Source organism: Kitasatospora sp. NPDC057015, from assembly GCF_042673745.1.
Classification (GTDB): Bacteria; Actinomycetota; Actinomycetes; order Streptomycetales; family Streptomycetaceae; genus Kitasatospora.
Genome location: NZ_JBHUSG010000032.1, coordinates 34,546 through 47,642 on the forward strand (window position 1 = coordinate 34,546; position 13,097 = coordinate 47,642).

Annotated in this window: 10 protein-coding genes; 3 read left to right on the plus strand and 7 right to left on the minus strand. The window is 72.9% G+C overall.

Annotated features, from left to right (window positions below):
• Window positions 1–316 precede the first annotated feature (316 nt).
• Window positions 317–784, minus strand: coding sequence for an RDD family protein (locus tag ACFTWP_RS26175; RefSeq protein WP_380267256.1), 468 nt, complete (start codon window positions 782–784; stop codon window positions 317–319).
• A gap of 401 nt (window positions 785–1,185) precedes the next feature.
• On the opposite strand from ACFTWP_RS26175, the gene glnA reads away from it, so the two are divergent.
• Window positions 1,186–2,598 (plus strand): type I glutamate--ammonia ligase, encoded by a 1,413-nt coding sequence (glnA, locus tag ACFTWP_RS26180; RefSeq protein ID WP_380267258.1) that lies wholly within the window; start codon window positions 1,186–1,188, stop codon window positions 2,596–2,598.
• A gap of 446 nt (window positions 2,599–3,044) precedes the next feature.
• Here the strand turns inward: glnA and ACFTWP_RS26185 are convergent, their stop codons facing one another.
• Both ACFTWP_RS26185 and ACFTWP_RS26190 read right to left on the minus strand, forming a co-directional pair.
• Window positions 3,045–4,079 (minus strand): hypothetical protein, encoded by a 1,035-nt coding sequence (locus ACFTWP_RS26185; protein ID WP_380267259.1) that lies wholly within the window; start codon window positions 4,077–4,079, stop codon window positions 3,045–3,047.
• 751 nt (window positions 4,080–4,830) lie between these two features.
• Complete coding sequence (locus tag ACFTWP_RS26190) at window positions 4,831–5,535, minus strand: TetR/AcrR family transcriptional regulator C-terminal domain-containing protein (protein WP_380267260.1); 705 nt, start codon at window positions 5,533–5,535, stop codon at window positions 4,831–4,833.
• Between the two features lie 55 nt (window positions 5,536–5,590).
• Between ACFTWP_RS26190 and ACFTWP_RS26195 the strand changes: the two genes are divergently transcribed.
• Window positions 5,591–7,177 (plus strand): FAD-dependent monooxygenase, encoded by a 1,587-nt coding sequence (locus ACFTWP_RS26195; RefSeq protein WP_380267261.1) that lies wholly within the window; start codon window positions 5,591–5,593, stop codon window positions 7,175–7,177.
• Between the two features lie 178 nt (window positions 7,178–7,355).
• On the opposite strand, the gene ACFTWP_RS26200 is transcribed toward ACFTWP_RS26195, so the two are convergent.
• The 3 genes from ACFTWP_RS26200 to ACFTWP_RS26210 form a co-directional block, all read right to left on the minus strand.
• Window positions 7,356–7,820: an iron chaperone gene (locus ACFTWP_RS26200; RefSeq protein ID WP_380267262.1), complete on the minus strand. Its 465-nt coding sequence runs from the start codon at window positions 7,818–7,820 to the stop codon at window positions 7,356–7,358.
• Between the two features lie 230 nt (window positions 7,821–8,050).
• Window positions 8,051–8,503: a pyridoxamine 5'-phosphate oxidase family protein gene (locus ACFTWP_RS26205; protein ID WP_380267263.1), complete on the minus strand. Its 453-nt coding sequence runs from the start codon at window positions 8,501–8,503 to the stop codon at window positions 8,051–8,053.
• Entirely contained in the window at window positions 8,500–8,856 is a 357-nt protein-coding gene (locus ACFTWP_RS26210) for a VOC family protein (RefSeq protein ID WP_380267264.1), read from the minus strand. Before ACFTWP_RS26210 ends, ACFTWP_RS26205 begins: the two co-directional genes overlap by 4 nt.
• Window positions 8,857–9,030: 174 nt before the next feature.
• Here ACFTWP_RS26210 and ACFTWP_RS26215 point away from each other — a divergent pair, with 174 nt between their 5' ends.
• The gene (locus ACFTWP_RS26215) at window positions 9,031–11,823 is read left to right on the plus strand and encodes an ATP-binding protein (protein ID WP_380267265.1); all 2,793 of its coding nucleotides are present in this window, start codon (window positions 9,031–9,033) and stop codon (window positions 11,821–11,823) included.
• 55 nt (window positions 11,824–11,878) lie between these two features.
• Here ACFTWP_RS26215 and ACFTWP_RS26220 read toward each other — a convergent pair whose 3' ends face one another.
• Entirely contained in the window at window positions 11,879–12,982 is a 1,104-nt protein-coding gene (locus ACFTWP_RS26220) for a PP2C family protein-serine/threonine phosphatase (protein ID WP_380267267.1), read from the minus strand.
• Window positions 12,983–13,097 lie beyond the last annotated feature (115 nt).

Sequence of the window (13,097 nt, forward strand, 5' to 3'; positions counted from 1 at the left end):
GTGTCGGGCCTTCTGGAATGTCCGTTCGACAGCGATTCCCGAGCGGGTCCGACCGGCTGTGGAGCGAGAGGGAGCGATACCGATCGGGCCGATGTCGTTCGATGGCTTTCGGGTGCCGGTCGTTCCTGCGCGGATCCGTTCCCCGGCGGACCGGTTTCCGATCGAGTCGGGACCGGGTACGGGCCGAACCGGGTACGGGCCGCGTCGGGCCCTCGGGCCTCGGGCCTCGGGCCGGGGGCCGGGGTGCACCGCCCGCCCGTCCGCCGCCCGTCCCGTTCCGCCCGTCCACCCGTCCGTGCGGGACGGGCTCAGCAGGTCACATCCGGACCTCGACCGTACCGACGGCCTTGTCGTGCAGGCCGCGGGTGTCGCGGTCCCAGACCAGCGCCGGCACGGCCAGGCAGAGCAGCAGGGTGCGCAGCAACACCTGGGGGATGCTGGCCCGCCCGCCGTCCAGGCGCACCACCCGCAGGCCGAACAGCCGCTTGCCCATGGTGGTGCCGGTGGTGGCGAGCAGGAGCGCGGTGGCGGCGAAGAAGAGCGGCGTGGTCCAGAGGTTCGCCTGCCCCTGCTCGCCGCGGGAGATCAGCCCGTAGGCGATCAGGGCCACCAGCCAGCCGTCGACGACCAGGGCGCCGATCCGGCGGCCGGGTCCGGCGACCGAGCCGGGGCCCTCCTTGGGCAGCCCGAGGCGCTCGCCGCGGTAACCGAAGTCCGCGCCCATCCTCTCGGCGGCCGCCTTCGGGCCGTCGATCCACGATCCCAACGCTTCTCTGGTGTCCACGAATCCACACTAACCGGGCCGTCGGGGCGCCCTGTCACCGCCTCCCCCGGCGGGTCGCCCGGGCCTTCTCCAACCCTCCGGAGTGGTCCAGACCACTTCCCCCGAACCTGGTGGACAGGCCCGGTGATTTACCCGGAATCGTACGACTTTGCCGCCCGTCCGACCTCGCTGGTTAACATGGGGGAAACATCGAAGTCACCAACCGGAAACGGCTGATTCCTAGGGTGAGGCGCAATCCGCACGAAGGAGGGCAGTCGAACTTCACCCGGGGCACCGCACCGCCGGCGGCCCGGCGCGCCATCGACGCGGCGCAGCGATCTCCCGGCCTGCGCCCTTACGATCCAAGGACGAAACTCCCCACCAGCTGAAGCCGGTGGTCCCCTTTCGGAAAGGCCAGATGGATGTTCAACAACGCCGCCGAGGTCAAGCAGTACATCGCGGACAACGACGTGAAGTTCATCGATGTCCGGTTCTGCGACCTGCCAGGCGTCATGCAGCACTTCGCGGTGCCTGCGGCGACGTTCGACCCGGCCGAGACCCTGATGTTCGACGGCTCGTCGATCCGCGGTTTCCAGGCCATTCACGAGTCGGACATGGCACTCGTCCCCGACCTTGCCACGGCCCGCCTGGACCCGTTCCGCAAGGAGAAGCACCTCAACATCAACTTCTTCATCCAGGACCCGATCACGGGTGAGGCCTACAGCCGCGACCCCCGCAACGTCGCCAAGAAGGCGGAGGCCTACCTGGCCTCGTCCGGCATCGCCGACACCGCGTTCTTCGGGCCCGAGGCCGAGTTCTACGTCTTCGACTCGGTGCGCTTCGAGACCAGCGCGAACGCCTCGTACTACCACATCGACTCCGAGGCCGGCGCCTGGAACACCGGCTCCGCCGAGGGCGACGCGCGCGGCTACAAGGTCAAGTACAAGGGCGGGTACTTCCCCATCCCGCCGGTCGACCACTTCGCCGACCTGCGCGCCGAGATGTCGCTGGAGCTCGCGGCGGCCGGCCTGGAGGTCGAGCGCCAGCACCACGAGGTGGGCACCGCCGGCCAGGCGGAGATCAACTACAAGTTCAACACGCTGCTGCACGCCGCCGACGACCTGATGCTGTTCAAGTACATCATCAAGAACGTCGCCTGGCGCAACGGCAAGACCGCCACCTTCATGCCGAAGCCGATCTTCGGCGACAACGGCTCCGGCATGCACGTCCACCAGTCGCTGTGGACGGCGGGCTCGCCGCTGTTCTACGACGAGCAGGGCTACGCCGGACTCTCCGACACCGCCCGCTACTACATCGGCGGCCTGCTGAAGCACGCACCGTCGCTGCTCGCCTTCACCAACCCGTCGGTGAACTCCTACCACCGCCTCGTCCCCGGCTTCGAGGCGCCGGTCAACCTGGTGTACTCGCAGCGCAACCGCTCGGCCGCGATCCGCATCCCGATCACCGGCTCGAACGCCAAGGCCAAGCGCATCGAGTTCCGCGCCCCCGACCCGTCCTCCAACCCGTACCTGGCCTTCGCGGCCATGCTGATGGCGGGCCTCGACGGGATCAAGAACAAGATCGAGCCGCTGGAGCCGGTCGACAAGGACCTGTACGAGCTCGCACCCGACGAGCACGCGTCCGTCCCCCAGGTCCCGGCCTCACTGCCGGCCGTGCTGGAGGCCCTGGAGGCGGACCACGAGTACCTGCTCGCCGGCGGCGTCTTCACGCCCGACCTGATCGAGACCTGGATCGACTTCAAGCGCACCAACGAGATCGCCCCGATCGCACTGCGGCCCCACCCGCACGAGTTCGAGCTGTACTACGACCTGTAGATCAGCCTCTATGAGCCAGTTGGCCAGGATGCCCGCGTAGGCACTCTGACCGCTTCTCAGAAGCTATCGCTGCTGCTCGCCCGCCTTCGCCCATGTGAAATGAGCGTGTCGCCTGGTGCGGCGTCGGGGGTCGCCACCCTCCTCACGGAGCGTGACGGCCCCCGTTCTCATGCATCTCACGACGCGAGCGGTCACCCAGGACCACGTGCTGCTGGGCCGGCGCGGCATCGCCCAGGCGCGGCCGACCGGCGAGCCAGGTGAAAGCGGTGCGGGTGGCAACAGCACGCAGGCTCTCGGTCTGGCCGCCTCAGGCAGGGCGCGGTAAACGTTCGCGGCGAGGCGGCGGAGGGGCTGGTCAGCGGGACGGGCTGTGACCGCCGGGGTGGTCGGAGCGGTTGCGACGCACCGGGCGACGATGGCGGCTTCGACTCTCTGCCCCGACGGACTCAATGGACGGTGAACTCTTTGAACGAGTGGGTGCGGTGCCATGCGAAGTACTTCTCACGGTCCGGGTTCCACCATGAGACGGTGCGGTTGGCGAGGATCTGGTCAACATGCTGCAAAACCGCAGCTGAGGCTTCGGCTGCTGGGCTGACCAGGAGTTCGCCGTCCGCTCCGACACCGATGAATCCCTGCTCGAAGAGCCCGTCACACCCGAGCAGGCAAGCCAGCATGGCCACATTGCGGAAGTCCCGCTTCTCCTCGTCCGTACAGACCGAACGCTTCTTGATGTGGGCTGCCACAAGGAAGGCCCGAGGGAGTGTCCGGCCACAGAGTGCACATTCACCCTCCGTACCGGGGAGGAGTTGCTGCTTGAGCAGCGACTGCTCAGCCCGGTAAGCCCGCTGGGCGGTTCGCTCGAGCGGCCCGTCATACTCCTTGAGCGCACTCTCTGCGTCTTCCCGCTCCTTCGCTGACAGCTCGCCGGTCGCGCGGTCAAGGTTGAGCAGGTCGTGCAGGAGCTCACTCGCACTGTCACTCAGCGCCTGGAAGTTCCGAACGTGCCGGTTCTCGTTCTCCCACCCAAGAACCCGGCGAATCTCGGCCATGGGGACGTCGTACGTCCTGCCATCGGAGAGCGCGTACATGCACTCCCAGGTGCTGCCAGCCTCGTCCGTACCCCAGAGCCGAGTTGCGAGGAGACGGTCCCGCCACACCACCCGCACCCTGCCACCGAAGTACAGGTGGTTGTCACCCGTGAAGAACACCCAGTCGCCCGGCTTCAACTGTCGGTAGAAGAGAACGTTCCGCTCGCCCTTGCCAGGAACGACGCCCCACATCTGAGCTGCGCCCTGAGGGAACTCGTTGCTCAAGCGTTTCCTCACCTGCTCGTCCAGCAGGTCGGCGTGCTCCTCAATTTCGACTGGGCTGAGAACGGTGTCCCGGTAGTGGTCCATGATCAGCTTCTTCGAGAGCTTCGCGGGCTGAAAGAAGACTCGCATCAGTGGTTCGTACCCCCGGAAATTGACGTCGAGCGCCATGTATACCAGCAGCCCCGGACAAGGTCGCTGGGCGTCGATGTGCGCCCAACAGCTCCGGCATGGTGTCAGCTGCACCCGTGATGTCGGGCCAGGTGCAGGTCATCCGTCCATGAACAGCCCGGCTCGGGTGAGGCATCAACCGATCCTGCCACGTGACGCCCTGACGTCTCCGGTGCAGGTGGACTCCATAGACGACCCGACAGCCCTCGATCAAGTCCAGTAGCACCGCAGAGCGCCACAAGGAGAGCTGGTGACTTGACCTCTGATCTCCTCGCGGCGCTTCTCACCGCACCTCACTGTCATTGCTGCCCCATGTGCACTGGTTGCGAAACGAACTTCCGCGTGACCCCTATTTCGACAGGCCAGCGGCATGTTCGATCAGAACTACGACCTGTAGAGGCGCCTCCGACCTGTGGAAACGCACATCGGCTCCTCCGCTTCTCCGCAGGTCAGCCGGTCGGCAAGTCGCTGACCTGCGGAAGCGGATTCGGGCTTCGCGCGTCGGACTCGCGACCTCACCGCCGTGTGCATCGAATGTGCGGGCAGGCCGCCATCCCTCTGGGGTGGCGGCCTTCGTTGTCAGGGCCGAGCCGCTGATCGGTCAGCCCACCCTTCCTGTTTCCTGGTCGAGGGCCGGGGATCCGGTTTGCCGATGGGGACCGACAGCCTGCGCGGACGGCGGGGAACCGGGAGCCCGGACCTCGGATCGCCTCGGATCCCCACCGTCGGGTCCGGGTGCACTCGAAACCGGTCAGCGGCCCGCTCGGGCGGCGAGGCCGTCGAGCAGGCACTCCAGGCCGAATGCGAACTCCGCGTCGGGGTCGGGTTCTTCGGCCTCGTGGACGCGGCGGGCGAGCATCGGGTGCTCACCCGCCGCGAGAACGCCGCTGATGTAGGGGCCGAGGCTGCGCTGCCACTGCTCCTCACTCAGACCGGTGCGTTGCTCGGCGCGCCGAGCGGCCTGCTGGGTGGCCACCGAGCCCAGCACGTACGCGTGCACGGCACTGAGCGCCTGCGACGCCGGCGTGATGTCCGGCGTGAGCGCGACGGCGGCGCGCAGGGCGGATTCGGCCCGCCGCAGCGTGTTGGGACCGAGCGAGGGCCTGCCCGCCAGTTCGGCCGCCAGCCACGGGTGCCGCAGCAGGGTCGCGCGCTGGGCGTGCGCGACCGCGGCCAGGTCGGTGCGCCAGTCCGAGGTGGGCTCGGGGAGCGGGTCCTCGCCCTGGGCCGCGTCGACCATCAGGTCCACCAACTCGTCGCGGCTGGTGATGTAGCGGTAGAGGGTGGCCGTCCCGGAGCCGAGGTCGCTCGCGATCCGGCGCATCGAGACCGCGGCCAGGCCCTCCGCGTCGGCGACGGCCAGTGCGGCGGCCACGTACTGGTCCACTCCCGGGGCGCGTCGGGCCGGTTCGGGGCGAGGCCTGGTCCACACCGACCAGGGATCGGGTTCGGTCATCGGGTGCTCCCCCTTCTCGTTGACCGGCATTCTAGCTTCTGGCTACGGTGTATCCATGACGGAAACAGCGTATCTGGAAGTTCCGGTCGTCGTGGTCGGGGGCGGCAGCGTCGGACTGCTCACCGCAGCGCTGCTCGCCCACCACGGTGTCCCCGCGGTGCTCGTCGAACGACGCTCGGGGCCGTCGGTCCACCCGCGCGCCACCGGCATCGGGCCCCGGACGGTCGAGATCCTGCGTGAACTCGGACTCGACACCGCCGTCGACGCCGTCGCCGTCGACCTGCGCGGTGCCACGGCCAAGGCGGTGGCACGGACCGTCGTCGAGATGGGCGCAGGCGACGTCGTGACCGTGCCCATGCCGATCCCGTCCACCACCGAGCCGGACACGACGCCGTTCAGGCTGCGCGGCGTCTGCGCACAGGACCGCCTCGACGCCGTGGTGGCGGCCGACCTGGCGCGCCGGGGAGCGGATGTGCGCTGGTCGACCCGCCTGGTCGGCATCGCGCAGGACGCCGACGGGGTCGACGTCGAGCTGGAGGGGCCCGACGGTCGCTACTCGCTGCGCGCCGCGCACGTGGTGGCCGCGGACGGCACGCACAGCCCCGTGCGGACCGCGCTCGGCGTGGGCACCTCCGGGGCGGGCGACCTGGGCAGGTCGAAGATCAACATCCTGTTCCGCGCCGACCTCCGACCCCATCTGCGGGGGATGTCCTTCGGCACCTGCACGATCACCACGCCGGCGGCGCCCGGCCTGCTGGTGACCGTGGACGGAACGACCACCTGGGTCTTCCACGTCACCTGCGACGTCGACGGGGGTGAGCACCCCGAGGACTTCACGGACGAACGCTGCGTCGCGGTCGTCCGCGCGGCGGTCGGCGATCCCGACCTCGACGTCGAGGTGTGCAGCGTGCTGCCGTGGCGGCCCCGGAGCGCGCTGGCCGACCGCTTCGCCGTCGGCCGGGTGTTCCTGGTCGGCGACGCCGCCCACACCGTGGCACCCCTGGGTGCGTTCGGCCTCAACACCGGCGTCGCCGACGCCCACAACCTGGCGTGGAAGCTGGCCGCCGTCCACCACGGCGATGCGGGCGCCGGCCTGCTCGACACCTACGCGCAGGAGCGCGAGCCGGTCGCCGCGGCGACGCTGGACCAGGCGATGCGCAGGTTCGCCGACCCGGCGCTGCACTGGGGGCGCGGGTCCGGGGCCGACGCCGCCAGGGCTGCGGCGGGGGTGTGGGCGGCGCCCGTCGTGCACCTCGGCCAGCGGTACGACTCGGCCGCCGTCGTCGATCCGCGGCCGGAACTCCCGTCCACGGTCGACCTGGTGGCGGCGCTGGACGGGTCGCCGGGTTCACGGGTGCCCCACGCGTGGGTCGACGGGGTCTCCACGCTCGACCTGGTCGCATCCCGGTGGACCCTGCTGGTGGGTGCCGCGGGCGACCGGTGGCTCGCCACCGCGGCGGGCGCCGGCCTGCCGGCGGACCGGGTCCGCGCACCATGGCTGCCCGACGACGGGGCCCTGCTCGTGCGACCGGACGCGATCGTCGCGATGCGGGTCACGGCGCCGGTAGCGGACCCGGCGCGGTTGCTCGCCGACGTCCTGGACCAGGTACTGGCCCGCCCGGTCACGGTACCGGGCACCTGACCCACGGTCACCCGTTTGTACAGGCGACCGTGTTCGGTCCGTTCCACGGCCTGCAAGAGGGCCGCCGACCTGCGGAAGCGCATCGTCAGAAGTTCATGTGTCCGCAGGCGACGGGGCGTTCGCGGGTGCGGCACCGCTGGACGACGACGGTGACGAGGGGGGCACCCCGAGAGGCCCCTCAGCCCGCGGCCCGGGTGACGAGCTCGGTGATCCGGGCCTCGACGTCGGCGGTCAGCTCCGTCAGGGCGAAGGCCGTCGGCCACATGGCGCCGTCGTCGAGGCTCGCCACGTCGTTGAAGCCGAGGGTCGCGTACCGCGCCTTGAACTTCCCCGCGCTCTGGAAGAAGCAGAGCACCTTGCCGTCCTTGGCGTACGCCGGCATCCCGTACCAGAGCTTCGGCGTGAGGGACGGCGCGGCGGCCCCGACGATCGCGTGCAGCCGCTCGGCGAGGGCGCGGTCCGCGTCCGCCATCTCGGCGATCTTCGCGAGTACGTCCTGCTCGCCGTCCGCCTTGGCCGTGCGCGGGCTGCGGCGCGCCGCGGCCTTCAGCTCCTTGGCGCGCTCCTTCATCGCGTCGCGCTCCTCCTCGGTGAACCCGTCGAACTTCTCGGCGCTTCCGGCGGGCTTCTCCGTGCTCTTCATGGCTTGCTTCCTTCTCTTACGCGGCATGGCACTTGGGGTGTGGTCGGGCTCGTACCCGGCCGGGCTGTTGTGCGACCGGGCTGTTTGCGGGACCGGGCTGTTGTGCGGCGGGGCTGTTGTGCGGCCGGGTTCCTGCACGGCTCCGTCGGGGCGATCCCCATCCTGGCGGTCCGCCCCGACGGCGGCTTCTCCGAAACTGATCGGTTGCCGAGCGGGTCGCGGTGCGGGGGTCAGGCGAGCCAGCGGCCGTCGCGCATGAGGTCGCGCCCCGGCAGCTCGTTCGCCTCCCGCCAGGCCTGGATGCGACGGGGCGTGATCCGGAACCAGCGGTACGGGGTGGCCGGCGTGCGCGGGTCGAAGCCAGCGCGGGCGGCGAACCGGTCGCCCTGCTCGCGCGGCAGCTCGTCGATGCCGATCACCTCGACCTCGCCCTCGATCATGGCCAGGTCGCGGGTGTCGCCGAGGCCCAGCCGAGCCGTCCGGCCGGCGGCCAGGTTCCGGCCGGTCGGGCTGTCGGCCGGGGTGGCCACCAGCAGCGCCGCGCCGTCCCAGTCGAAGGAGAGCGGCACCAGGTACGGCGCGCCGTCCGCCGAGGCGCTGGCCACCCAGACGTCGACGTCGTGGGCGAGCCGGTGCTCGGTGTCACGGCGGCGCAGGTCGCGGGGGCGCGGGTCGGCGTTCATCGGTCCTGGAGCAGGCCGAGCAGGTTGCCGTCGGGGTCGGTGACGGTCGCCACCAGACGGCCGCCGCCGACGTCGTGCGCGGGCTCCTTCACGGTGGCGCCCGCCGCGGTCACCTCGGCCAGCTTCGCCTCGATGTCCGGCACGTGCCAGTAGGCCACCGGCGTGGTCGGGCTCTGCGGCCCCCCGCTCGGCACCAGTCCGATGTGCTGGCCGGCCGCCTCGAAGCCGACGTAGTAGGGCGAGTCGGTCTGCGGCGGGACGCCGAGCAGGGCCTCGTACACCGCCTTGGCCTGCGCCAGGTCGGACACGGGGTGCAGCACGGTCCTGATCCCCTGGGTGGCGGAACCGGTCATGGTCGCTCCGTAAGGTGGTGAGCCGCCCGGGAGGGCCGGCTGTGGCTGATGGTCGCGGGTCACTGTCCTCCCGGCGTGTCCCGCCGGGTGCGACCCCCTGTGTTCACAGCCTCTCCCGTCCCGGCGCGGTCCGCCTCCGTGCCGACCACGGAGGCCACCACGGATAATGGGTCGGTGTCCACTCCAGTGATCTCGGCTCGGGAAACCGAGGTGCTCGCGTTGCTCGGTGAGCACCTCAGCAACGCGGAAATCGCCGCGCACCTGTTCATCTCCGTCCGCACGGTCGAGTCGCACGTCTCCTCGCTGCTGCGCCGGCTGGCGGTGCCGGACCGGCGGGCGCTGTCCCGGTGCGCGGCCGAACTCGCGCCCGCCGGGCGGCCGCCGTCGGCGCCCGCCCTCCCGGCGCCGCTGACGGCGTTCGTCGGCCGGGTGCGCGAGCGCGCGGAGCTGGCCGAGGCGCTGCGGGCCCACCGGCAGGTCACCGCGGTCGGTCCGGGCGGGGTGGGGAAGACCAGGCTGGCGCTGGCGGTGGCGGCGGAGGCGGCCGGCGACTTCCCCGACGGGGTGTGGCTGGTCGACCTGGCCCCGGTCGGCGATCCGGGGCGGGTGGCGGCGGCCGTCGCGGCCGCCATGGGGGTCGGCGAGCAGCCCGGGCGGGGACTGGACGAGGCGGTGTCGACGGCACTGGCCGACCGCCGGGCGCTGCTGGTGCTCGACAACTGCGAGCAGATACGCGACGGGGTGGCGCCGTTCCTGGAACGGCTGCTGACGGCCTGCCCGCTGCTGCGGGTGCTCGCGACCAGCCGGGCCCGGATGATGGTGCCGTTCGAACGCGTCTTCCCCGTCCCTGCGCTGTCCCGGGCCGGCGGCGGCGAGTCGGAGGCCGTGGCGCTGTTCGTGGAGCGGGCGGCGGCGGTGGGCCGGCCGCCGGACCCGGCCGCGCACCACCGGATCGCCGCCATCTGCGAGGGCCTCGACGGCATGGCACTGGCGATCGAGCTGGCCGCGGCACGCCTGCCCACCCTCGGGCTGGACGGCCTCGCGGCGGGCCTCTCCGACCAGTTGCGGATCCTCGCCGGCGGACCTCGCGCCGACGAACGGCACCGCTCGGTGCGGGCGGCACTGGACTGGAGCCACGACCTGCTGGAGGCGCCGGATCGGGCGCTGCTGCGCCGGGTGTCGGTGTTCGTGCTGCCGTTCACCGCCGAGGCGGCCGCCGCGGTGGCCGGGTTCGCCCCGCTGGATCCGGCCGCCGTCGCCGACGGGCTCGGCCGGCTCGCCGACCAGAGCCTGCTCGCCGTGGCGCCGTCCCCGACCGGCACGCGGTACCAGGCGCTGGAGACCATCCGCCAGTACGGCACCGAACGGCTCGATGAGGCCGGTGAACTGACGGACGCCCGGGCCCGCCACCTGGGCTGGTGCTCGGGCGAGGCGAGCGCCCTGGCGGGAGCCGGGGGCCCGGACTGGCGCGCCCGGTTCGACGCGGTGGCGGATGACCTCCGGGCCGCCCTCGCCCGGGCCGCCGCCCGGCCGGAGCAGCGCTCGGACGCCCACCGGCTCGCCCTGGCGCTGGCCGGGCTGACCTTCGCCCGCACGCTGCTCGGCGAGGCCCAGCAGCACTTCGAGCAGGCGGCCGCGCTCGCCGGCGACGCCGACCGGGCCGCGGCGCTGCGGGAGGCCGCGGGGGTGGCCGGGTGCCGCAGGCTCGGCGACGACATGTTCCGGCTGCACCGCGCCGCCGCGGAGGCCGCCCGCCTGGCCGGGGACACCGCCGGCGCCGGCCGGGACCTGGCGGCGGCCGCCACCGTCGCGTACCGCTTCTCCAGCGAGTTCACGCGGATCCCCGCCGTGGACGAGGTGACCGCCGTGCTCTCGACGGCGCGGGAGCTGTCCGGCGAGGGCGGTCCGGCGGCGGAGGCGGCCGTCGCGCTGGCCGAGGCGGCGGTGCTCGCGGACGCCTTCGGCGCCGTCCAGGGGGCCCCGGAGAACACCGTCGAGGAGACCGTACGGTACGCCGAACGGGCGGTCGCGCTGGCCCGCGGCTCGGGCGACCCGGTGGCCGAGTCCGCCGCCCTCGACGCGCTGTCCGGCGCCCGGAGCTGGGCCGGCGACGCCTTCGCCGCCGCAGCCGCGGCCCGCCGCCGGATCGACCTGCTGGCCCCGCTGCCGCCCACCCCCGCCGCCACCCACGAGCGGATCGACGCCCTCGCCATGGCCGCCGGCACCGCCCTCGGCGTGGGGAACCTGCCGACCGCCCGCCAGTGGGGCAGGCAGCTCGCCGACCACCCCCTGCTTGCCGAAGTGGGCCACCACGCCACGGCCTGGCTGCTGGTCGCGGACGCCTTCGCGGGCCACACCGACGAGGTGCTGGCCGGCAGCGTGCGGTTCCTCGACGCCTGGGAGCGGGGCGGCCGGCAGCGGTCGTTCTCGCTCGGGCCGGCCGCCGCCGCGGTCGCGGCGGTGCACGGCCTGCGCGGCGACGCCGGCGCCCGGGCCGCCTGGCTGGAGATCGTCGACCGGGCCGGCCTGGCGGCGGAACACCGCCACGGCTACGGTGCGGTCTTCGACGCCCTGGTGCTGCTCCACCACGGGGACGCCGAGGCGGCCCTGGAGCGGGTCGCGCCGGAGCCGGCCCAGGTGTGGAAGTGGGTGTCCTGGGTCTGGCTGCACTGGTACACGGCGCTCCGGGCGGAGGCGTCGGTGCTCGCCGGTCACCCGGGCGCCCGGAGCCGGGTCGAGGCCGCCCGGAGCACCGTCGCCGGCAACCCGGTCGCCACCGCGCAGCTGGACCGGGCGGAGGCGCTGCTGGACGGCGACCTGCCGCGCCAGCTCGCCGCAGCCGCGGCCTTCGAGGCGGCCGGCTGCCGCTACCAGTCGGCACGGACGCTGCTGCTCGCCGGGGGCGAGCACGCCGCCACCGGCGCGGCCTCGCTCGCCGAGCTCGGGCTCGCTCCCGGGGCCGGCTGAGGCGCCGGCCCGGCCGCTCACCCACGGCAGGCGACGGGAGCGCCGGGGCCCCGGGTCAGGAGCCGGCGGGCAGCGGGCTGAGGGCCAGCACGGCGAGGTCGTCCGCGAGCCGGCCGGCGTACGCGCCGACGTCCCGGTCGAGGAAGGCCACCACCAGCTCGGGGGCGGACGTGCCCAGCGAGGCGAGGCGGCCGGCCAGCGGGTAGAAGGCACCGGAGACGTCCCGGGCCTCGCTGACCCCGTCCGTGTACACCAGGAGGGTGTGGCCGGGCGGCAGCGCGACGGTGGTGACCCGCGACGGGCCCGCCCCGGCGGTGAGGTGGCCGAGCCCGAGCGGCAGCTCGTCCGGGCAACCGACGGTGCCGGCCGCCGTACCGGAGAGCAGCAGCGGGTCCGGGTGCCCCCGGTTGACCACCTCGACCCGGCCGGACCCGGCGATGTGCTGGAGCAGCACCGCGGTGACGAAGAGCTCCTCGTCGCCCCGGTCGACGGCCTCGCGCAGCACCGTGCGGTCCAGCTGCCCCGCGAGTTCGGCCAGGTCGGCGACGTCGTGCGCGGCCGCGCGGAAGGCGCCGAGCACCTCGGCCACGGTACGGACGGCCTCCAGCCCCTTGCCCCGGACGTCGCCGAGCAGCACCCGCACCCCGAACCGGGTGTCGCAGAGCGCGTACAGGTCGCCGCCGACCGGCGAGTCGGTGTGCGCCGCGCGGTACAGCGCCGCCACCCGCAGGCCGCCGGCCCGCTCGGGGACGGGGCGCAGCACCGCGCGCTGCAGGGTCTCCGCGACCGTCCGGGCGCGGTCCAGGTGCTGTTCCTGGCGGGTCCGCTGCCAGGCCAGCGCCGTGCCCATCGCCCCGGAGAGCAGGGTGGCGATGTAGATCCAGATGTGGTGCTGCTCGGTCAGGTGCCCGACCCGGGCCGCCAGCGCGAGCTGCAGCCCGATCGCCCCCACCGTGGCCAGCAGTGCCGTGCCCGGGCCGTACGAGAAGGCCACCACCACGGGGAGCGCGGTGAGCAGGAAGCCCGCCGCGACCGTTCGGGGGAACAGCGCCTCGGCACCGACGTCGAAGACGATCAGCAGCACCGGCAGCCAGGCCACCCAGCGCGGGATGCCCTGGGCGGGCGCGGCCGGCGACGGCGGGCGGTCGGCGACGGGCACGGCTCGGGCCTCCTGGGCGACGGGGGCGGCGGCGCACCGGCCACCGCTCCCATCCTCACCCAGGTCGCCGGTCGGTGACCGGGTGGCGGCCGCCGGTCGCCGGTGCACCCGGCCG